Consider the following 20,313-nt stretch of genomic DNA (forward strand, 5'->3'; position numbering starts at 1 on the left):
CCCTGCGATGGCGTCCCGATCACGGCACCCCGCCCCAGCACTTCCTTGATTTCCGGGCCCGAGAAGGACCCCTTTCGCAGCGCCCATCCAGGCACCACCACGGCAAGGCGGATATCTTCTTGGCGCATCGACCGGCCGGTGCCGGTGCCCGGTACTCAGACATCCAGCAAAGGTCACCCGTGAAGCGCTCTGCCACCATCACCGCCCTCGTCCTGGGGTGCGCTCTGGTGCTGCCCGGATATACCGGCAGCATCGAAGAAGCAGCCGAGGAGAAATCCTCCGGAACTCCCGTTGCTGCAAGCGGAGTCAGCGCCCTGGAGGCGGTTGGCATTCACCTAAGGCTTCCCCCCAGTAACATGCACGCGAACCACGTGCCGGAGTGAATCGCACCAGGTCCCGTGGAGGCTCTGTCCCAGGTTTCGCCCTATTAGCGGCCGCCGGCTCCGGCCAGGAAGAAGAGAACGGCGGCAGTGCACAGGAGATATGCGATCAGAGCCCCACCGAGCATGACGACATCGCGGAGGATGAACCCGTAGGAGTCGTGGCGTTCGCGGCGGTAGCTCAGAACGGCGAAGAGTACCGGCATGAGCGCAACGAAAGCCATGACGGTGAGCACGACCGGGTAGTTCTGCACCGGCACGGTCACGATCGCCAGAGGCAGCACCGCAAGCGTGAAGGTCATGGTGTGGTCGGCGAAGACGCTGGTGATCCCGCTGGTCACCTGCCCACTGCGGACCACGGACCAGGTGGTGAACACCTGCGGCAGAGTAGTCATGAACGCGGTGATGAACAGCCCGCTGACCAGTGGTGCCAGGCCAAGCGCTGAACCGATCTGCTGGGTTCCGGTGACGAGGACGTAGGAACCCACGGCAAGTGCGGCTACACCGCCGAGCGTCAGCAGGGTCTGTTTCCCCGACCACGAGACTTGACCGCGTTCGCCGCCACGACCGCGGAAGAGGGCCTGCCCGAGGTAGATGACGTATGCGACCACGGCGATCAAGCCATCGATCGGCTGCAGCCCTCGCCAGGCCGGAGGCAGGATGAGCACCGCGAACAGGGCGACGACGGCAAGGTAGGGCAGTGCGTCGATGAGCACCGCGCCCTTCTCGATCCGCAGGCCCTCGCCCTGCTCGGCAGGTTTCTTGTCGCTGGTCGCCCGGTTCTACCGAAACGCCGCGTAGCCGACCGCGACGGTGATCGGGATCGAGACCACGGTGGAGCCGAGCATGCTGCCCAGTCCGATCGATCCGGCCCCGGTGGCCGCGCTGACGACGTTGATGCCGACATCGGGGCTGGCGCTGCCGAGAGCGACCAGTGGGCCGCCGGCGGCGCCGGTGAACCCGTACCGCTGCCGTACCGCCTTCAGGGGAGCGGCCAGTTGCTCAGCGCCCCAGCGGGTGGCGAATGCCGCCAAGACCAAGCCCACCACCCACACCCACGTCATCGCGGCCCTCCCCCCACCGTTGCGCTCGACGGTACGGAGCGCACGTTAGAGATCACGAATCCGCTGGATGGCAGGGTGGGCATGCGACGCAGGCTGATCCGCAGATCCTGGGACGGGACGTCATAGGTCATCTCCCGCGTCAGGATGGCCAGCGCCGCCTTCATCAGGGCGATGGTGATCCACTCCCCCGCGCACCGGTGGCCGATGTGGTGATCCCCGCCGCCTTGTGGGATGAGACCGTAGGCGCCGCCGTCCCAAGTGGTGAAGCGGTCCGGATCGAAGATCTCGGGGTTCTCCCACAGGTCGGGGTGGTGGTTGGTGCCGTACAGGTCCAGGAGCGTTCTACGCCCCTGGGGGAAGTGCACGCCCTGCCAATCGAAGGCGGTGCGCACCCGAGCACCGACCATCGGGAAGAAAGGATAGAAGCGGCGGACCTCCTGAACGAACAACTCGGCGTCGCGGTCACCGCCCTGGCGCAACCGGCTTCGCCACTGGGGGTGCTGGTGCAGGGCCAAGGCCGCGAAGATGATGAAGCGGTCGACCGCGACCGTGGGACGCACGAGGTTGAGCAGCTCGACCGCGGCAATCCGGCTGCCCAACAGCTGCCCACCAGGCTCGCGGTGAGTGGACACGACCTGCAAGGCGCTGCCCTCCGGGGCAGCGTGCTCCCCGCGGCGTACCCGATCCACCAGGTCCGCAATGGCTTGTTCGGCCCCGTGGCGGGCGCGCCGGCCCCGCCAGTGCCGGGGACCGACCGCAGCGGGAGCCTCGATCATGGCGTGCAAGGACTGGGTGCGGCCCCTGACCTGGGACTCGGTGACGGGGACACCGACCCAGCTACTGACCGCCTGGCACAGGATCTGCCCGACCTCCTCGTACAGCACGATGCGGTCAGCGGCTTCCCACCCGATAATCCGGGCTCTCCAGCCGTCGGCGACCAGGCCCGTCAAAGTACGGATGTCGTGCGGGGTCATGAGATCCATGAACATCTGCTTGCGCGCCCGGTGGGTCTGTCCGTCTAGGCCCTGCACGCCACCGACACCGAGCAGCGTCTTCTGCACCCGCATTGGGAAGGCACCTCGTCGCTGGAACCGGTCGGCGTCGTAGAAGACCTGCGCGGCCTCCGCACCGCGCAGACACACCGTCGGCTCCAGCAGCAGGCGGGTCTGGAACACATCGGTTCCGTACCGTTCACACCGCCGGGACACGAACTCATAGCCCTGCCAAGCCAAGGCCAGAGTGCTGTCCATACTGAGGTCGTACGCCATGCGTCCCATCAGGACTCCCTCTCACGGTGGACTCGCGGCATCGTGGCCTCGGACCTCGGACCTCGGACCTCGGACCTCGGACCTCGGAAAGCATGATCGCGACTGAAGGATGACATTACCCTGGCGAGGTACCAACGTCAGATGCCGATCGAAGCGCTACAGCGGTAATACCTTCCAAGACGGGATCCCGAGCCCCTGCGATGGCGACCTGATGCAACGCGTCCGACCGGACGCGGCCGGCGATCACCCGATGTCTGTCAGCGGAACATGGGCCACGGATGATGAGTCTGATGGGCAAGCTGGGTCTGACACCGTCGACGGTGTCGACCCCCGTGGGAGCACCGCGACCGGTGGGTGTCAGAGGCCGGTGAAGGCGGTGAAGAAGCGGAAGAACACCGAGGCGGCCACCGCGACGTAGGTGATGGCGACCAGGGTCCAGGCCCAGTCGGCGGCGAAGCGGGCCAGCCCGGGCGGGGCGGGGATGATGCCGTGGACCATGTTGCGGATGGTGAGCAGGATGGTCAGCGGGATCATCGCCGCCCACACGATCATGCAGTACAGGCACAGGATGTAGATGGAGAACAGCGCCTGGGACCACAACCAGATCGCGAACACCGCCCCGGCGGTGACCCCGACCTGCAGCCCGATCCAGTACCAGCGCCCGAACCGCGCCCCCGAGAGGGCCGCCATGGCGGTGGTAATGACCACGGCGAAGGCGACGATGCCGATCAGCGGGTTGGGGAAGCCGAACAGTTCCGACTGCCAGGTGCCCATGACCTGCCCGCAGGAGACCCAGGGGTTGATGTCGCAGCTGGTGACGTGGCCGGGGTCGCGGTAGAGGGCCAGGCGCTCGAGCACCAGGACACCGGAGGCGATCCAACCGATCACCCCGGTCACCAGCAGCAGGACCGCGAAGGGCCGGTACCGGGCGAAGCCGGGCAGGTGGGTCTCGGTGGCCGGGCCGGCGTCGGTGTGATGGGTGGTGCTGGTGGTGGGGTCAGCCATGGTGGGTGTCCTTGACGGTTCCGTTGTCGATGACAGGGGTGTCGGCCTGGGGTCTTCGGGCCAGGACGGCCAGGGCGGTGGCCAACAGGGGCAGGGCCCCGGCCAGGAGGATGGAGCTGGCCGCGGATTGCTGGTCCGCCAGCGGGGCGGGGCCCCAGTCCCTCCCCAGCCCGGAGAACCACTCCGGTTGGATCAGCGCTGGGGACAGGGCGGTGGCCCCCGCCCAGAGCCCCAGGGCGGTGGCTGTCCCGACCAGCGTCAGAGCTTGGGTGTGCACCGCAGCCCGGTCGCGTGGTGGGACCAGCACGGCGGCGGCGAAGATCAGGCCCAGGACCAGGGCGGTGGTATTCATCAGTTCGTGGCCGACGTGGGTGTGCAGGGCCAGGGCGAAGGCGGGGGTGTAGTAGAAGACACCGAGCCCGGCCAGGACCAGGACCGCGGCCGGGATCGGGTGGGCCATCAGCGCCCCGGTCCGGGAGGTGCGCCATGCGGTGGTGAGCTCGCGCGCCCCGGTGGAGCCGTCGGTGCGGGCCGGCACCAGGGCCGCGGCCAGAAGCCCGGGTCGTCCGGCGATCAGCAGCAACGGCACCGGGAAGGCCAGCAGCAGGTGGGCGGTGGTGTGGATGCTGAACAGGATCGGGGCGTAGACGGCCGGCAGCCCGCAGGTGACATAGACCAGCAGCACGAGTCCGGCCAGGAACGCCACCGTGCGCGCCACCGGCCACGGTGTCCTGGTGTAGCGCAGGCGTCGCGCCCCGGCCAGGTAGAGGCAGGCTGCGAGGATCGCCACGGCGATCCACAGCCAGTCCAGGCGCCACTGGGTGACCCACCCGGAGGCGCTCAGCGGTGGGGGCAGCAGGTAGCCGGTGAGGATCTCGGCGGCGGTGATGTCCGGTTCCCGTTCCAGGGGCACCGGGGTGGGGGTGCGCCCCAGGGCCACGCCCAGGGCCATCACCGCGCAGAGGATGAAGGCCTCCACGGTGATCAGCCGCCACACCCTGCCCCGGCTCGCAGGCCCGGCAGCAATGACCCGGCCGTTGAGGTACCCGAGCACCCCCAGGGCCACGGTGGCGATCGTCTTGGCGATCACCAGTGCCCCGTAGCCGGAGGCCAGCCCGTCCCACCCACCGATCCGGTAGACGGTGTTGATAACCCCGGAGACGGCCACCACGACGAAAGCCACCGCGGCCAGGGCGGAGAAACGCACCAGCACGCCGTGCGTGGCCTGCGGGGTGGTCAACAGCGGGACGAGCAGGGCGAGCACGATGATCCCGCCGGTCCAGATCCCGGCCCCGAGCAGGTGCAGGGCCAAAGCGTTGACGGCCCCGTTGTGGTCATCGACCCCGGCCACGTGCCCGAGCTGGGACAGCGGAATGACGGCGGCCAGGGCCACCACGGTGGTGGCGGTCACCGGCCCCGGGGAGCGGGCGAGCACGGCCAAGGTGGTGGTGAGCGCGGCCATCACCGCGGTCACCGCCCACGCCTGGCCGGGAATCAGGCGGGTCACGTAGTAGCCCAGCTGTCCGGTGAACTCGGTCGAGCCCGAGACGGGGGCACCGATGGTGTCGGCGTAGCTGAGCACGATGATCGCCACCGCGGCCAGCGTCCACACCGCCGCCGCCCCCGCGGCCACGTTCAGCACCCGGGCGAAGGCCGGGTGCTCGGCTCCGGGTGTTCTCGCGCCGTGGGCCGGGGTGGACCGGGGCACGACGGTGGTGGCGAAGACCAGCCCTGCCCAGGTGATGGACATGGCCAGATGGTGCACGGTCGTGGCCGCCGGCAGTCCCCAGCGCACCATCGCCCCGGGATCGAGCACCTCCCGGGCCGCGGTGGCCCCGGAGGAGCTCAGGGCCACCCACAGCACGGTGAGGGTCATCAGGCCGACAACGATGAGAGCAGCGGTGGCGACGCCCCGGCGCCGTCCAACCACTGCCAGGGCCGGCGCCGACGGGGCGGGCGGTGGTGTGGTGGTGGTGCGGGATGGACTGGTCATCGGGTCAGTCGGTGGCTGCGGTCTCGACAGCGGCCCGGAAGGCTTCCAGGGATTCGGGGTTGAGCACTTCTCCGTCGAGGTAGAACGTCGGGGTCCCGGCCACGCCCAGGGCTTCACCGTCAGCCACATCGAGCTTGATCCGCTCTTCGGTGGCCGGGTCGGCCACCGCGGCATCGAAGGCGGCCATGTCCAGGCCGAGGTCCTCGGCGAAGCCGCGGAAGAGTGCGCTCTGGTCCTCGGCCGATTCCCCCCATTCGGCCTGGGTCTCGAACATGCGCTGATACATGGCCTCGTACTGTCCCTGCTGGGCGGCGGCCTCCACGGCCACCGCGGCGTTGACGGAGTTGCGGTGACCCGGCAACGGGAAATAGCGGTGCACGAAGGTGACGGTGTCGCCGTACTCGGCCCGCAGGTCTTCGACGAAGGGGTAGGCGGCCCGGCAGGCCTCGCACTCGTAGTCCAGGAACTCCACCAGCACCGCCTGCTCATCCGGGGCCTTCGAGAGCACTCGGCTGTTCTCTCGCACCAGCTGCCCCACATCTTCGGGTACTTCAGGGGTGGAATTGGCACGGGCGATGAGGATCGGGATGGCCACGGCGGCCACGATGGCGACCAGGAGGATCCACACGAGGATCTTGGCCTTCGAGGGTTTCCGCTGGGGGGCGCTCGTACTGGCGGTAGTGCTCACAAGGGGTTTCCGTTCTGTCTCAGGCAGCAGGGCATACCGGGAGTGGAGGGGTTCTAGTGGCGGAGAGTCTCGTCCCCGCGGTGGGAGGCCGGTTCGATCTGGAAGGTGGAGTGCTCGATGGCCACGTCGAAGTCACGGGCCACACAGGCCTGCAGATCCGCCAGCACGACACCGGCGTGCTCGGCGCTCAGGCAGCCGTCGTGGACGGTGACGTGGGCCGAGAGCACCGGGGTGTCGGAGTCGATGCGTGAGGCGTGCAGGTCGTGCACCCCCACCACGTGGGGCAGGGACTCCAGGCGGGTGCGGACCTCATCCAGATCCAGACCCTTGGGAGTGGTTTCCATCAGGACCTCGATGGTGTCGCGCAGCAGAATCAGGGCCCGGGGCACGATCAGGGCGGCGATCAGCAGGGACACGATCGCATCCGCCTGGGTCCACCCAGTGGTGGCGATGACGATCGCGGAGACGATGACCGCCACCGAGCCCAGGGCGTCGTTGGCGACCTCCAGGAAGGCGGCCTTCATGTTCAGGTTCTCTCCCCGCCCCGAGGCCAGGATGATCAGCCCGATGATGTTGCCGACCAGCCCGATCACCCCGAACCACAGCATGGCCGAAGACTCGACCTCCGGGGGCTCCAGCAGCCGGCGGATACCTTCGACGGCAACGAACCCGCCCACGGCCAGCAGCACCGAGGCCTGGGCGGCCGCGGCGACGATCTCCGCCCGCTTGTACCCCCAGGTGCGTTTGTCCGTGGCCGGCTTCAGGGCCAGGGTCGCCGCGATCAGCGCGATCAGCAGCCCGGCGGAGTCGGTGAACATGTGCCCGGCATCGGCCAGCAGCGCCAGGCTGCCCGAGATCACCGCGCCGATGATCTCGGCGACCATGATCGTGGCGGTGATGGCGAAGACTACTGCCAGCTTTCCCCGCCGCCCGGTGGCACCGTGGGCGTGATCGTGCTCACCGCTCACGCCGGAACCTCTTGGGTGCTGGCCGCACCGGCGAGCTCCTCGGCGGCGCACTCCGGCGTGCCGCACTGGCACACCGCCTCGACGGTGAGAATCGTGCCCAGCAGGTCCTCCAGGGCGTGGGCCAGCTTCGGGTCCGAGAGCTCATAGCGCACATTGCGTCCGGCCGGCACGCCCACGACCAGCCCGCAGTCGCGCAGGCAGGCCAGGTGGTTGGACAGGATCTGCCGGCTCACCCCGATCTGGGCCGCCAGTTCCGAGGGCACCGCCGGGCCCTGCTGCAGCTGCAGCAGCACCGCGGCCCGGGTGGGATCGGCCAGTGCTTTGCCGAACCGGGACATCACCTCGACCGGGGACAAGATCCTCATGCCACAACCGTACAGCAGAATCTGTATCAAAGAGGGGCGGGGTCGAGCGAGGCTCGGGCAATGTCCAGCTTGTGTCCCTACGGTGTGGGCGGATGGGGGTGCCGTCCGCCACTGCGGCGCCCCCGTCCTCGAACCACCACGGCACCTCGTGCGGCCGTTGCCGCAATGCCCCTGCGGGGAGGGAAGGCGATTGTCTGCCTCCGGCAGGAGACGGGTGGAGCCCATGATCACTTTCTGCGCTGCTCCGCTGGGCAGCCCGCCCGTGCGCCGTTTCCCGACCGGGTGCAAGGCGGCCGGGCCGTGGCGACCGATCGACTCTGCGATCCAGGCACGAAGTACCCCAAATATGTCGCCGATGACGATCCTCTCGGAGCACTTCGCACCTGACGGAAGGCCTCCCGTCAACCGGCCACCACTGGTGGGGCGAAGCTCAGCGGTAGGTGTAGTACCCATCGAGGGGCATGGCGTTGACGGAGTGGACGAAGGTGCCCTGGGTCGGGTTCAGCGCAGAGACCATCTTGCCGCCACCGATGTAGATGCCGATGTGGTTGCCACCGTTCTGAGACACCAGGTCCCCGGGCTGCGGAGTGGAGGTCGGGGTGGCGGCTGCGATCTGCTGGAAACTGGTGCGGGGAATATCGATACCCTGCTGGGCGTAGACCCACCCGGTGAATCCAGAGCAGTCCCAGGCACCGAAGGAAGTGCCGCCCCAGACATAGCCGGTGCCCACACCCTGCATGGCCGTACCCACGATGCCGCCAGTGGCGGGGGCGATCTCGGTGATCGCGGTGGACTGCGGGCTCACGCTCGAAGCCGTCTGCGCCGCCACCGGGGCCGGGGTGACGTAGGAGCCCTGGCTCCCCAAAGAGGACGAAGCCGGGGCCCACGACGTGGCGGCCGGGGCAGCCGGGAGCTCCGCATAGGCCTGGGCCGGGGCCACGGATCCAAGGATTGCCACGCCAGCAGCAGCAGCGATGGTGGTGTTACGCGCCCGGCACGAGGGGGTCTCGGCGCGGTGACGAGCAGAAGTGTGCTTGAAGAATGCCATGGATGTACTCCTCCCTTTGCCTACGAGGTGAGCTGTCGGATGCGGGTGGGAGACACCCGGTCGCAGGGCGGGATGCTCTGGCGACTTAACCCCTAGGACCCGAATCATCGGGACCGCATGTGGTTCCCCCGCTTCTGCCAAGCAGTTTCTGTGTAATGAACCTCGGGCACCGGCAGAATTCGGCGATGTGCCCGAAGGCGCCGACAGGATCAGTGGCCGGCACGCATCGAAGAGTACAAGAAGATCACGAAACAATCACAATCCCATTCGGGAATGTATAGGAACTATAAAGAAAACAATCAAGATTTGATGAAGTTGTAAATTTTTCTCGACTTTTTCCTATTAATGTCCTGCAAATTATGGCGCCTCGTGGCGGGCGGCACATGCCTTTGTGGTGCGTGCGGACGGTACGGGGAGCCGTTGACCGCGCTGTGGCGGGGACGCGTGCCGCCCTAAAAGGCTCGGTGGCCGATGTCAGGGAAATTTCCACGGATGGCGGTACAAGAATCGTCCCCGAGCAGCTCCAGCTATGTGCGCTACGGTAATCGGCGTTTGAATACGTACGGCATTTGGGCCCGAGGAGACCGCATGGCTATTTATGATTACACCGCCGACCAGCTCCGAAGCACAGCCCACCCGACGGTCGTGCCGCGCTCCAAAGGCCGGATGGTGGTGCAGTGGTTGACCTCCACCGACCACAAGACGATCGGGTACATGTACCTGATCACCTCCTTCGCCTTCTTCTGCCTCGCCGGCGTCATGGCGCTGCTGATCCGCGCCGAGCTCTTCGCCCCGGGCATGCAGATCCTGGAGACCAAGGAGCAGTACAACCAGCTGTTCACCATGCACGGCACGCTGATGCTGCTGATGTTCGGCACCCCGCTGTTCGTCGGCTTCGCCAACGTCATCGTCCCCCTGCAGATCGGCGCCCCCGACGTCGCCTTCCCGCGGCTCAACGCCCTGGCGTTCTGGTTCTTCCTGTTCGGCTCGCTGATCGCGACCGCCGGCTTCCTCACCCCGCAGGGCGCGGCCTCCTTCGGCTGGTACGCCTACGCACCGCTGAGCAACGCTTCTTTCACCCCAGGCTCCGGTGGTGACCTGTGGGTGTTCGGCCTGATTTTGTCCGGTTTCGGCACGATCATGGGCGCGGTCAACTTCATCACCACGATCATCGCGATGCGCGCCCCCGGCATGACCGTGTGGCGGATGGGCCTGTTCACCTGGAACACGCTCATCACCTCGCTGCTCGTGATCATGGCGTTCCCGCCTTTCACCGCTGCACTGTTCGCCCTCGGCATGGACCGGACCCTGGGTGGGCACATCTTCGACCCGGCCAACGGCGGGGCGGTGCTGTGGCAGCACCTCTTCTGGTTCTTCGGCCACCCCGAGGTCTACATCCTGGCGCTGCCGTTCTTCGGCATCGTCTCCGAGATCATCCCGGTGTTCTCCCGCAAGCCGCTGTTCGGCTACAAGGGCCTCGTGTTCGCGACCATCACCATCGCCGCGCTGTCGGTGACCGTGTGGGCCCACCACATGTACGTGACCGGAGCCGTGTTCTTGAGCTTCTTCGCGTTCATGACCATGATGATCGCCGTACCCACCGGGGTGAAGTTCTTCAACTGGATCGGCACGATGTGGCAGGGCTCGATCACCTTCGAGACCCCCATGCTGTGGGTCCTGGGGTTCATGTTCACCTTCCTCTTCGGCGGCCTGACCGGGGTGATCCTCGCTGCCCCGCCGCTGGACTTCCACCTCAATGACTCCTACTTCGTGGTCGCCCACTTCCACTACGTCATCTTCGGCACCGTGGTGTTCGGCATGTTCGCCGGCTTCTACTTCTGGTGGCCCAAGTTCACCGGCAAGATGCTCAACGAGCGGATCGGCAAGATCCACTTCTGGCTGCTGTTCCTCGGCTTCCACATGACCTTCCTGATCCAGCACTGGCTCGGGGTCTCAGGGATGCCCCGGCGCTACGCGGACTACCTGCCGGAGGACAACTTCACCTGGATGAACCAGATCTCCACGGTCGGGGCGATGCTCCTCGGCGTCTCGATGATCCCGTGGTTCTGGAACGTCTACACCACCTGGCGCAACGGCACCAAGGTCGAGGTCGACGACCCCTGGGGCTTCGGCGGATCCCTGGAGTGGGCGACGTCCTGCCCGCCGCCGCGGCACAACTTCACCTCGCTGCCGCGCATCCGCTCCGAGCGGCCGGCGCTGGACCTGCACCACCCGGAGCTGGCCGCGGAGTCCCCGCAGCAGTCCCCGGTCGACGACGCCGCCATCGCCACGCGGAAGGAATAATTTTCTCGCTGCCAGGATCTTCATCGGTGCGGTGACGGCCAGGGAAACCCTCGTAGTGCTGCGGCACGGGAGGGGCGGATTGGCCCTGCAACCGAAAAGGGACGAGGCTCCTGCTGGTCGCCGACACACCACGGGGCTTCTCCGAAAAAGGGAGATGGCATGTCCGCTTCACCTCCCGGCCGAGTTCTACTGGTCGACGGCGAAACGAACCGGGCGCCACTCATCCAGGGACATCTGCCCAACGCCGGTGGTGAAGTTGCGCTACGGCACACCGGGACAGGGGCGAGATGTGGGCAAGGGTCACCACGCTTCCCCCCTAAAAGTACAGGTTTCCGTGTACTGTTAGGGGGTGGTTTGAGTATGCCTCCACGCCTCGCCAGGGCCAGCCCGGGGGCTGGAATGAGCCTGATCGAGGAGGACTATGATGGCCGCGGCTCTGGCGCTGAGCCTGTATCTGGCCGGCCTGGCGGTGGCCTTCGGTGCGCGGTCGTGGATCCATCGGCGCCGCACCGGGTCCACCGGTTTCCGCGGGTTGAGCGGGGCGCCTGGCTCTGCTGAGTGGTGGGGCGGAATACTTTTCGCGATCGCTCTGGTCCTCGGCGCAGCAGGGCCTGTCCTCGCCCTCACCGGCGCCGTGGCCGCGCCCCGACTACCAGCGGCTTTCACCTGGGCCGGGGCGTTCATCACCATCGTGGGGTTCTTCGGTGTACTGGCCGCCCAGGCCGGCATGGGCGCCTCCTGGCGGGTGGGCGTCGACGCCACCGAACGGACAGAACTGGTCACCACCGGGGCTTTCGCCGTGGTGCGCAACCCTATTTTCACGGCGATGCTCACCACCATGGCCGGCCTGGCCCTTCTGGTGCCCACCGCGGTCAGTGCAGCAGCCCTGCTGTGCCTGCTGGTGGCCGTCGAGCTACAGGTCCGTCTCGTCGAAGAGCCTTACCTGCTGCGCACCCACCGACAGGTATACGCCTCCTATGCCGCAGCCACCGGCCGGTTCGTGCCCGGCCTCGGCCGGCTCCGCCGCGCAACCCCGGGTAAGCCGAGATCCTGAGCGTGTCGTGCCACCGCCACTGGCCGGCAGTTCACCCGCTCCGGGAAGCCCGCACCTCTGACGTTCCGCGCCACTGTGATCGGCCGTCGATGCCATCCACCTTTCGTGGAGGCGAAGCCCGGGAAATCATGAGCGTGCCCGGCAGTCAGGCTTCCGGTTCCCCGCAGCGAAAAGTTCGTATAGGTTAACTTTCTATGAGGATCGGGACGGGGCGCACCGGCTCCACACGCACTGCCACCTCTTCCCCCGGGGAGCGGTGGGTGCGCCGGCAGCCGCTGCCGTGGTTACTGGGCCCGGCCTTCGTGGCCGCGGTCGCCTACGTGGACCCGGGCAACGTTGCGGCGAACCTCACCGCCGGCGCCCAGTACGGGTACTTGCTGGTGTGGGTGCTGGTGGCCGCCAACGGCATGGCGGTCCTCATCCAATACCTTTCGGCCAAGGTCGGGCTGGTCACCGGATCGAGTCTGCCCGAGTTGTTGGGCGACCGTCTGCCCCGGGGCCGGCGACTGGCCTACTGGGTCCAGGCCGAGCTGGTGGCCGCGGCCACGGATCTGGCCGAGGTGATCGGTGGGGCGATCGCCCTGCACATCCTCTTCGGGATCCCTCTGCTGGCCGGGGGCGTGATCGTCGGGGTGATCTCGATGCTGCTGCTGGTCCTCCAGACCCACCGCGGCCCCCGGTTCTTCGAGTTCGTCGTGACCGGTCTGCTGGCGATCGTCACCGCCGGTTTCGTCACCGGCCTGTTCTTCGGCCCCGTGTCCTGGGGTGAGGCCGTCGCCGGGATCGTCCCGCGGTTCGAGGGCACCCCGACGGTGCTGCTGGCCGCGAGCATGCTCGGGGCCACCGTGATGCCCCACGCCATCTACGCCCACTCCGCCCTGGCCCGGGACCGCCACGGGCACTCCGTGCCCACCGAGGCCTTGCCCCGGCTGTTGACCGCCACCCGGTGGGACGTGCTGCTGTCCCTGCTCGTGGCCGGGTCGGTGAACATCGCGATGCTGCTGCTGGCCGCGGGCAACCTCGCCGGGGTGCCCGGCACCGACAGCATCGAAGGAGCCCATGCGGCGATCACCGCCGCCCTGGGCCCGGCCGTCGGGATCGCCTTCGGCATCGGGTTGCTGGCCTCCGGGCTGGCCTCGACCTCGGTGGGCTCCTACGCCGGGTCGGCAATCATGGGCGGTTTGCTGCACCTGCGCATCCCGGTGTTCGTCCGTCGGCTGATCACCTTGATCCCCGCCTTGGCCATCATCGCGGTCGGAGTGGATCCGACCTGGGCGCTGGTGCTGTCCCAGGTGCTGCTGAGCCTGGGCATCCCTTTCGCTCTGATCCCGTTAGTGCGGCTGAGCAGCAACCGCGCCCTGATGGGGGTCTTCGTGAACAAGGTGGCTCTGACCGTCGCCGCCTGGGTGGTCGTGGCCCTGATCGTGTCGTTGAACGTGGCGCTGATCATCCTGACCGTCACCGGAGCCGATTGAATGGGCCCGGCAGCTCCGGTGCGGCACTCGATAGCGTGGGTCCTATGGACTTGAGTGAGATCACCCCGGTCGCCCAGGACTATCTCAAGGCGATCTGGTCGGCCACCGAATGGGGCGACCCGCCAATCACCACCACAGCCTTGGCGACACGGATGGGGACCTCTGCCCCCAACGTCACCGACACGGTCAAACGATTGGCCGGCCAGGGGCTCGTCGAGTACCAGCCCTACAAACCCGTCACCCTCACCCCTCAGGGGCGCGCGTACGCGGTGGCGATGGTGCGCCGGCACCGGTTGCTGGAGACCTTCCTGGCCACCACGCTGGGGTATCCGTGGGAGGAGGTCCATGACGAGGCCGAACGTCTCGAGCATGCCGCCTCCGACGCCATGATCGAACGCATCGACGCCCAGCTGGGTCGCCCCACGGCCGACCCGCACGGAGACCCGATCCCCACCGCGCAGGGGCGCACCCGCCGCCCGCTCAATACCACTCGACTCACTGAGGCGAAGCCGGGAGGATACGAGATCATTCGTCTTTCCGATGCCGACCCACAACGCCTCACCCGGTTCCGCGACTGCGGCCTCGTGCCGGGTGGGGCTTTTCGTGTCATCGCCCAGGAAGCCAGCGGAACGACCGGTGTACCGGAGTATCACCACACCGCGATCAAGCTGGCACCGACGGAAGCCGAAGCCATCTGGGTGACCCCCACCCTCAACACTCAGCGGAGCCTCTGAGAGCTGGTCACCGGAGAATCCCCCGACGGGTTCCGAGCTCAGCCGGCGGAGAGCACCTCGACGATGCGCTCCGGATGACGGGTCGAGGTCAACCAATACGGGGTGGGGTCCACGGGATCGATGATCTGGATACGCACCACCGGGCCCACGGAAACGCGGAAGTTCATGTAAGCGCGGGCGTCCAGTTCAGGGCCGCGCACCCGTTGCACGGCGCTGCCGCGAAACGCTTCAGCCTCACCCACGAATCGGCGCTCAATACGAGCGCGCCCCACCTGCAACGACTCCCCAGTGATCACGATCCCGGTGCTCGAGGCAATCAACGCCACGGCAGTGCCGCCGGCGACCACAGCCCCCACCGCCGCCCCGACCCACATATTGATCGGAGCCAGGGCGATCAGACCCACCAGACCCGCGAAGAGCACGAGCAACCACATCCACCACGCGGCAGACAATCTCTCCTCGTACAAGACCGTTTTCGGGTCGACCTTCGCGGGAGGGTCCTCGACAAGTCCGTCCGGCGACGTCCCCTGGGCGCCGCGGGATTCATTGGGCGGAAAGGCGCCGAGCGTCGCAGGGTATGACATGCTCCAATCTTCTCATGACAGCGATCCGGCGGACCGGCTGGTCCGCCATCGCAGAGCGCAGACCCAGTGCACGCTGAGGCTCCTTGGCTGATCGGACAGTCCAACCGTGTGCTCCGTAGCGCAGGCGATGGTCACCAACCGGCATCCGTGGTTGGCAGAGTGGAGTACCTGATCTAACACCTCACCCAGGACGGCCTGGTCCCTGGAAATCGGCTGTGAAAAGGGGTCCGACAGGGTGGCTCCCCTCCTGCCCCTCCATCCCGTGGGCTTCAGCCCTCACCCGTAACGGCAAAGCTTCCCTCCCGCCATCTTCGCGACGGCGCGAAGGACACCCTCTACGTGGAGGGGACGGAACCGTGCCGCTGCCCAAGGAGTTCGACCCCCGAGACCCGCACGGTTCAGTCCTGGTTCCGTCGCCCCAGAACTAGTTTTCGCGAGTAGTGCAAGACGGGATGCTGCGGGGCGCCGTGATCCGCTACGGCGGTGTGCGGAGAAGGCCCTCGCCGCGGTCGAAGAGTGAGGGCCAGCCGCGAGCCGGCTGGCCCCCACCAGAGCCCGATCAGTGCCCGAGGCTGGTCTTGTGGCTCACATCCTTGTACCAGTCCGACCAACCATGACCGTCCCAGTAGCGGTACTTGACCACGTGGTACACCTTCTTGTCCTGGTGGTGATTGACGTGGCGCCACTGTCCCCCGCCCCAGGTTTCACCGCCGTGGTGGTTGAAGCTGTACTGGTAGTAGTCGCTGCCGTGCTCATGGGAATTACCGTGCTTGTCCTCGGCGTAGTAGTACTGCTTCACCTGCACCTTGGTGTAGCCCTTGTCGCACTTCACCTTGAAGGGGAACGCGGCGTAATGCTTCCCCTGATACTTCTTGTAATGCGGCTTGTAAGCATCCACATCACAGCCCTTCTGCTGCTGTTGACCCTGGGTCTCCACCGCGGCGGACTGCACCTGGGTGGTCGGTGTGGCCGCGGCTTGGGCCGGTGCACCGAGGGTGGCGAGGCCGCCTGCGGCCAAGGTGAGCGAGGCCATGGACAAAATAGCCTTGGAGAAGAACCGCCGGCTGCTGAGATTGGCGGTAGGCGTGGACGATGCGGGAGTGGAAGACATTTTGATCTCCTGGCGAGATGCGGGGATTGAGTGTGCCAGAGTCCCTGCCCCCGATGTGGGGGCTAATTCTTGGTGGGCCGACATCTAAAGCATGTCGGCCAGGTCGTTGCGCAACGTCCACCCGGAGGTGGATTTCCCCGGTACACCCAGGGGTGCACACGAGCCAATCCGAAGGCCTGCCGTACGGCGCGACGAAACTTACTGACCCACCAGGTAGCCGACGCGGTGTGAGACCCGTGGGTCCGGTGCGGGGTTGTCCAGAACTCCGTCCGACCAGACCTCCCCCTGGCGCAGCACCGCCAGGCGGCGGGTGGCCTGACGCTGGCGGACGACGTCCTGTCGAGTCATGCGAGTCCCCTTGAGCTCGGAAGACCCGTGTGTCGACAATCTGCCGGGTTTAGCACGAGCTGGTTCAAACCGTTAGGGGCATGACCCTAGCTCGCGATCAGGAGGGAGAAGTAAAATAGAAGGGCAAGACTGGCGTTGGTCCCGCCAAGGACCGGGAAGTATCTAGATGGACATTGCTCCCCGCCTGGGGCGATGTCAGGAGCTCGGGGGCACTGCGGAAACCGCTGTGCGCAGTGCAGACTGTGCGCGGCGGAGAGCTCCGGGGCTGAGGGCGTGAACCATCCTTTCGTGGATGGGCACGCCCTTCTTGCGTGCCCAGTCCGTTATGGCCGACACCCACCACCAACAGGCCAGGCCCACGGGCGGGTGGCTTTCGGTGTGGGGATGACCGTCGGTGTCGACCCAGCCGGTCCTGGCATGGCTGGACGAGGGCGGCGGCCACGGTCGGCCTCCCGGATTCACCCTGGTCGCCCCACCAAACGTTGCGGCGATGCTGGGCATCCCCCAGCAGCTCGCCGACCTCGAGGACGCTGAGAGGGCAGAGGCCGGAAGAGGGGACCTGTAGTTGAGGATTCCCACCACCGGGCCGGCCCCGGCGGGGCTGCCGCCATCCCGGGGTGCACGGAGGGTCCTGCTGTGACCTCCTTGGCTCAGTCGATCGTTACCGGCCAGCCGTCCGAGATCCAGTACTTGGAAAATTTGCTGGTCACCCGCCGATATCCGAGCCACCCAGACACTGCGTACGGGGCGGCGAGATTCCCGGCGCAGCCCAGAAGGCCGTCACTGAGACCTGCTGAGGGGCAGAGCCGATCCTGTGGGGCTGGTGTGGGGTGCCCGGCAGGGACAATGGAGGCAACCCGCCTCCCCTTCTGCAGCGGCGGGTGAAGGAGATCAGCTCATGAGCACGAGAACGCCCGAGCACACCGGGCAGGCGCACCCCGGGCTGGGCAGGCGGGGCGGTCACCAGGTGAGGCCGTGGCAGCTCGTTGTTGCCTTGGTGGTGGCCTTGGTGGTGTTGATTCTGGCGATGTTCTACAGCGGCTCGGGGGCCGCTCGTCTGGCGGCTGACCCGGGGGCGTTGGTGCGCTGGGGTCTGCCCGTGGTCGAGGTGGTGCACAACAGCGCCTTGGTCGTGGTGCTGGGTTCCCTGCTCTTCGCTCTGGGGGTCGTGCCGAAAACACGTGGTGGGTTCCGCCGCCGCGCAGACGGGCGCAACGGGGGCCAGGAGGCGGAGCACCCCCTGTTCACGGCCACGATGGGTCTGGCCGAGGTGGCGTCGGTGGTGTGGACGGTGACTGCCGTCGCGGTGCTGGTGCTGTCCTATTCCGATGTGGCGGGGGTGCCGGTGGGTGGGGACGAGGCCTACGCGCAGCAGCTGTTGTACTACGCCACGGATCTTTCCCTGGGGCAGGCGCAGGCGGCGACCGTGGTGGCCGCTGCCGTGGTCACCACCCTGGTCTTCGGCGTCCGGGCCCTGATGGGGCTGTTGCTCACCTTCGGCCTGGCGTGCACGGCTTTGGTGGCGATGGCCCTGACCGGTCACGCCTCCGGAGGCACGGATCACATGGGTGCGGTGAACTCCTTGGGCCTGCACCTGCTGGGCGTGTGTCTGTGGACCGGCGGGCTGGTGGTGCTCGCCTGGCTCTCCCCGCAGCTGAGCGGATCGGATGCCGGCACCGGCAGCCTGCCAGCAGGGGCCGGCCGCGGCGCTGGTGCTCGACGTCAGGTGCCGATAGCCGCCGTGGTGCTGCGGCGCTTCTCCACGGTGGCCTTCGGCGCTTTCTTCTTGGTGTTTCTTTCCGGGACCATCAATGCGGCGGTGCGCATCGGATCCTGGGAACAGCTGTTCAGCCCGTACGGGCAGCTGGTGCTGCTCAAGGCCGCCCTGACCCTGGGGCTGGGTCTGGCGGGGGTGGCTCACCGCCGGTGGCTGATCCCGGCCCTGCAGGCCGGCCGCCTCACCGCCACGCGTGCCGTGTGGCAACTGGTGGCCGGGGAGGTACTGGTCATGGGTGCGGTCATGGGCGTGGCCGTAGCCCTGTCCCGCACCGCCCCACCGGTGCCCGAGGAGATCGCCCCGGATGCCACCCCGGCCGAGATCCTCACCTGGTACCCACTGCCTCCCCAGCCCACCGCCGCCGCCTGGTTCACCACCTGGCGGGTGGACCCGCTCTGGTTGGCGGTAGTGGTCTTCCTCGCCGCCCTCTACCTGTGGGCGTTCGTGCAGGTCCGCCGGCGCGGGGACTCCTGGTCGGTGCTGCGCAGCCTCTCCTGGCTGATCGGGCTGGCGGTGCTGTTCTACGTCACCTCCGGTGGGGTCGCCGTCTACGGCCTGGTGCTGTTCTCCGCGCACATGGTCGAGCACATGATGTTGACGATGGTGGTGCCGATCTTCCTGGTCCTGGGTGCGCCGGTGACGCTGGTGCTCAAGGCCCTGGAGCCCCGCCAGGACGGTACCCGCGGGCCGCGCGAGTGGATCCTGGCCCTGGTGCACTCCACGTTCTCCAAGATCGTGACGCACCCGATCTTCGCCGGGGTGAACTTCGCGGCCTCGATCGTCATCTTCTACTTCACGCCACTGTTCGGGTTCACCCTGCAGTACCACGTGGGGCACGTGTTCATGATCACCCACTTCTTGATCACCGGGTACCTGTTCATGCTCGTGCTGATCGGCATCGACCCGATCCCGTACCGCCCCGGCCACATGATGCGCCTGATTCTGCTGCTGGCCACGATGGTCTACCACGCCTTCGTCGGGGTGGCCCTGATGGGCTCCGACACCCTGCTGCAGGCGTGGTGGTTCGCGAACATGGGCCGGGATTGGGGCCGCAGCCCGATCGAGGACCAGCAGTTCGGCGGGGCCCTGATGTGGGGGATCGGGGAGTTCCCCACCGTCGTCGTTGCCGTGGTCGTGGCGATCATGTGGGCGATCGAAGGCAAGAAGGAAAACCGTCGCGTGGACCGCCAGGCGGACCGCACCGACGACGCCGAGCTCAAGGCCTACAACGCGATGATGGCCGGACTCGCCGAGCGGGACGAGAACACGAGACGCCCCTGAGCCAGGATCCTGCAGGAAGCCGCGGTCTTTACGGCACCCTGGCGACTGAGGGCGTCAAATGCACTGCGGTCCAGACCCGGCCGATGCCCATCTCCAGGATCTGTCGATTTGGTGGGGCCGTCCAGGGCGGCCACATAATGGGACCGCCAGGTCGACCAACTGATGAGCTGAGGGGGTGGAGGCGTGAGCGCACGGACGCGCCGCCTGGCCCGCGGGTGGGCCGGGGCGGCGATTGCCACCGCCTTCGCCGCTGCCTCGCACCTGGCCGCTGGCGGGGAGGTCCCTCCGGCATTGTTGGTGCTGCTGTCCCTGGCACTGTCCGGGCCGGTCTGCATGGCTTTGGCCGGCCGGGTCCTTTCCCGCTGTTCGTTGCTCGTCGGCGTGGCCATCAGCCAGGGCGTTTTTCATTGGCTCTTCACCGTCGCCGGACCCGTGGCCGCCGTGGGTGGCGCGCCCCACCACACCGTGGGGGCCGACCCTCTCGGGGGTCCGCTCCTCATACTTCAGCCGCAGGCTCACGGGGTGCACGGAGGCCTCGACATGCTGGCTTTCCACTTGCTGGCCGCGGCGGGCACATACGGGTTTCTGCGCCACGGCGAAAAGGCCGTCGTGGCGCTGTTGGACACCCTGCGGTTGCGCGTCCGCCAGCTGTGGCGGGTCCTGTCCGTTCCCGTCGTGGTGCACCGGCCCCGGCCTGTGCCACAGGGGCGCCCGCACACGCTGACGGATCAGTCGTTGCTGCGTCCGGTGCGATCCCACCGCGGACCACCGGCAGCCCGTCGTCGGAGTCTTCCGCTCTCGACCGGGCTCGCCCGGCTGTCCACCTGCTGAACACGGTGCCCCAGATCGGGGCCGGCAGTGGCCGT

The 20,313-nt window shown here is 67.4% G+C and carries 18 protein-coding genes and 1 riboswitch; of the genes, 6 read left to right on the top strand and 12 right to left on the bottom strand.

Annotation, left to right across the window (positions count from 1 at the left end):
• Positions 1 to 427: 427 nt before the first annotated feature.
• The 9 genes from CK505_RS08095 to CK505_RS08135 form a co-directional block, all read right to left on the bottom strand.
• Entirely contained in the window at positions 428 to 1,096 is a 669-nt protein-coding gene (locus CK505_RS08095; protein ID WP_176338570.1) for a hypothetical protein, read from the bottom strand.
• Positions 1,097 to 1,162: 66 nt separating this feature from the next.
• Positions 1,163 to 1,444, bottom strand: a complete 282-nt coding sequence (locus tag CK505_RS08100) for a hypothetical protein (RefSeq protein ID WP_095650758.1) — start codon at positions 1,442 to 1,444, stop codon at positions 1,163 to 1,165.
• Positions 1,441 to 2,712, bottom strand: coding sequence for a cytochrome P450 (locus tag CK505_RS08105; RefSeq protein WP_217987537.1), 1,272 nt, complete (start codon positions 2,710 to 2,712; stop codon positions 1,441 to 1,443). Before CK505_RS08105 ends, CK505_RS08100 begins: the two co-directional genes overlap by 4 nt.
• Positions 2,713 to 3,069: 357 nt before the next feature.
• Entirely contained in the window at positions 3,070 to 3,717 is a 648-nt protein-coding gene (locus CK505_RS08110; RefSeq protein ID WP_095650760.1) for a vitamin K epoxide reductase family protein, read from the bottom strand.
• The gene (locus CK505_RS08115) at positions 3,710 to 5,710 is read right to left on the bottom strand and encodes a cytochrome c oxidase assembly protein (protein WP_229587029.1); all 2,001 of its coding nucleotides are present in this window, start codon (positions 5,708 to 5,710) and stop codon (positions 3,710 to 3,712) included. The genes CK505_RS08110 and CK505_RS08115 overlap by 8 nt, the downstream gene beginning before the upstream one ends.
• Positions 5,711 to 5,714: 4 nt before the next feature.
• Positions 5,715 to 6,398, bottom strand: a complete 684-nt coding sequence (locus tag CK505_RS08120; RefSeq protein WP_062737365.1) for a thioredoxin domain-containing protein — start codon at positions 6,396 to 6,398, stop codon at positions 5,715 to 5,717.
• Between the two features lie 53 nt (positions 6,399 to 6,451).
• Positions 6,452 to 7,366 carry a cation diffusion facilitator family transporter gene (locus tag CK505_RS08125; RefSeq protein WP_062737366.1) on the bottom strand — a complete coding sequence of 305 codons (915 nt, stop codon included), beginning with the start codon at positions 7,364 to 7,366 and terminating at the stop codon, positions 6,452 to 6,454.
• Positions 7,363 to 7,731, bottom strand: a complete 369-nt coding sequence (locus CK505_RS08130) for a helix-turn-helix transcriptional regulator (protein ID WP_062737367.1) — start codon at positions 7,729 to 7,731, stop codon at positions 7,363 to 7,365. Before CK505_RS08130 ends, CK505_RS08125 begins: the two co-directional genes overlap by 4 nt.
• Positions 7,732 to 8,161: 430 nt before the next feature.
• Complete coding sequence (locus CK505_RS08135) at positions 8,162 to 8,779, bottom strand: C40 family peptidase (protein ID WP_062737368.1); 618 nt, start codon at positions 8,777 to 8,779, stop codon at positions 8,162 to 8,164.
• A 2-nt stretch (positions 8,780 to 8,781) separates the two neighbouring features.
• Positions 8,782 to 8,974, bottom strand: a riboswitch (cyclic di-AMP (ydaO/yuaA leader).
• Between the two features lie 393 nt (positions 8,975 to 9,367).
• On the opposite strand from CK505_RS08135, the gene ctaD reads away from it, so the two are divergent.
• The 4 genes from ctaD (at position 9,368) to CK505_RS08155 (ending at position 14,346) form a co-directional block, all read left to right on the top strand.
• Complete coding sequence (ctaD, locus tag CK505_RS08140) at positions 9,368 to 11,083, top strand: cytochrome c oxidase subunit I (RefSeq protein ID WP_062737369.1); 1,716 nt, start codon at positions 9,368 to 9,370, stop codon at positions 11,081 to 11,083.
• A gap of 421 nt (positions 11,084 to 11,504) precedes the next feature.
• Positions 11,505 to 12,137, top strand: coding sequence for an isoprenylcysteine carboxylmethyltransferase family protein (locus CK505_RS08145; protein ID WP_062737370.1), 633 nt, complete (start codon positions 11,505 to 11,507; stop codon positions 12,135 to 12,137).
• A 260-nt stretch (positions 12,138 to 12,397) separates the two neighbouring features.
• Positions 12,398 to 13,612: an Nramp family divalent metal transporter gene (locus tag CK505_RS08150; protein WP_095650762.1), complete on the top strand. Its 1,215-nt coding sequence runs from the start codon at positions 12,398 to 12,400 to the stop codon at positions 13,610 to 13,612.
• A gap of 44 nt (positions 13,613 to 13,656) precedes the next feature.
• Complete coding sequence (locus tag CK505_RS08155) at positions 13,657 to 14,346, top strand: metal-dependent transcriptional regulator (protein WP_095650763.1); 690 nt, start codon at positions 13,657 to 13,659, stop codon at positions 14,344 to 14,346.
• A 38-nt stretch (positions 14,347 to 14,384) separates the two neighbouring features.
• Here the strand turns inward: CK505_RS08155 and CK505_RS08160 are convergent, their stop codons facing one another.
• The 3 genes from CK505_RS08160 to CK505_RS18420 form a co-directional block, all read right to left on the bottom strand.
• A complete protein-coding gene (locus CK505_RS08160) occupies positions 14,385 to 14,930 on the bottom strand; it encodes a DUF3093 domain-containing protein (protein WP_251356330.1) in 546 nt (181 codons plus the stop codon).
• Positions 14,931 to 15,489: 559 nt separating this feature from the next.
• Positions 15,490 to 16,041, bottom strand: a complete 552-nt coding sequence (locus CK505_RS08165; RefSeq protein ID WP_035930799.1) for a hypothetical protein — start codon at positions 16,039 to 16,041, stop codon at positions 15,490 to 15,492.
• A 198-nt stretch (positions 16,042 to 16,239) separates the two neighbouring features.
• Positions 16,240 to 16,389, bottom strand: a complete 150-nt coding sequence (locus CK505_RS18420) for a hypothetical protein (RefSeq protein WP_176475312.1) — start codon at positions 16,387 to 16,389, stop codon at positions 16,240 to 16,242.
• An 898-nt stretch (positions 16,390 to 17,287) separates the two neighbouring features.
• On the opposite strand from CK505_RS18420, the gene CK505_RS08170 reads away from it, so the two are divergent.
• Both CK505_RS08170 and CK505_RS08175 read left to right on the top strand, forming a co-directional pair.
• A complete protein-coding gene (locus CK505_RS08170; RefSeq protein WP_095650764.1) occupies positions 17,288 to 19,447 on the top strand; it encodes a cytochrome c oxidase assembly protein in 2,160 nt (719 codons plus the stop codon).
• A gap of 183 nt (positions 19,448 to 19,630) precedes the next feature.
• Positions 19,631 to 20,278 carry a hypothetical protein gene (locus tag CK505_RS08175; RefSeq protein ID WP_095650765.1) on the top strand — a complete coding sequence of 216 codons (648 nt, stop codon included), beginning with the start codon at positions 19,631 to 19,633 and terminating at the stop codon, positions 20,276 to 20,278.
• The last annotated feature ends 35 nt before the right edge of the window (positions 20,279 to 20,313 follow it).

It is taken from the genome of Kocuria sp. WN036 (genome assembly GCF_002287015.1).
GTDB lineage: Bacteria > Actinomycetota > Actinomycetes > Actinomycetales > Micrococcaceae > Kocuria > Kocuria rosea.

Excerpts from the sequence above, each read along its gene's own strand:
- ctaD (WP_062737369.1), top strand. The coding sequence starts at position 9,368 with ATGGCTATTTATGATTACACCGCCGACCAGCTCCGAAGCACAGCCCAC.
- CK505_RS08100 (WP_095650758.1), bottom strand. The coding sequence starts at position 1,444 with ATGACGTGGGTGTGGGTGGTGGGCTTGGTCTTGGCGGCATTCGCCACC.
- CK505_RS08170 (WP_095650764.1), top strand. The coding sequence starts at position 17,288 with ATGAGCACGAGAACGCCCGAGCACACCGGGCAGGCGCACCCCGGGCTG.
- CK505_RS08165 (WP_035930799.1), bottom strand. The coding sequence starts at position 16,041 with ATGTCTTCCACTCCCGCATCGTCCACGCCTACCGCCAATCTCAGCAGC.
- CK505_RS08160 (WP_251356330.1), bottom strand. The coding sequence starts at position 14,930 with ATGTCATACCCTGCGACGCTCGGCGCCTTTCCGCCCAATGAATCCCGC.
- CK505_RS08110 (WP_095650760.1), bottom strand. The coding sequence starts at position 3,717 with ATGGCTGACCCCACCACCAGCACCACCCATCACACCGACGCCGGCCCG.
- CK505_RS18420 (WP_176475312.1), bottom strand. The coding sequence starts at position 16,389 with ATGACTCGACAGGACGTCGTCCGCCAGCGTCAGGCCACCCGCCGCCTG.
- CK505_RS08130 (WP_062737367.1), bottom strand. The coding sequence starts at position 7,731 with ATGAGGATCTTGTCCCCGGTCGAGGTGATGTCCCGGTTCGGCAAAGCA.
- CK505_RS08135 (WP_062737368.1), bottom strand. The coding sequence starts at position 8,779 with ATGGCATTCTTCAAGCACACTTCTGCTCGTCACCGCGCCGAGACCCCC.
- CK505_RS08115 (WP_229587029.1), bottom strand. The coding sequence starts at position 5,710 with ATGACCAGTCCATCCCGCACCACCACCACACCACCGCCCGCCCCGTCG.
- CK505_RS08145 (WP_062737370.1), top strand. The coding sequence starts at position 11,505 with ATGATGGCCGCGGCTCTGGCGCTGAGCCTGTATCTGGCCGGCCTGGCG.
- CK505_RS08155 (WP_095650763.1), top strand. The coding sequence starts at position 13,657 with ATGGACTTGAGTGAGATCACCCCGGTCGCCCAGGACTATCTCAAGGCG.
- CK505_RS08105 (WP_217987537.1), bottom strand. The coding sequence starts at position 2,712 with ATGGCGTACGACCTCAGTATGGACAGCACTCTGGCCTTGGCTTGGCAG.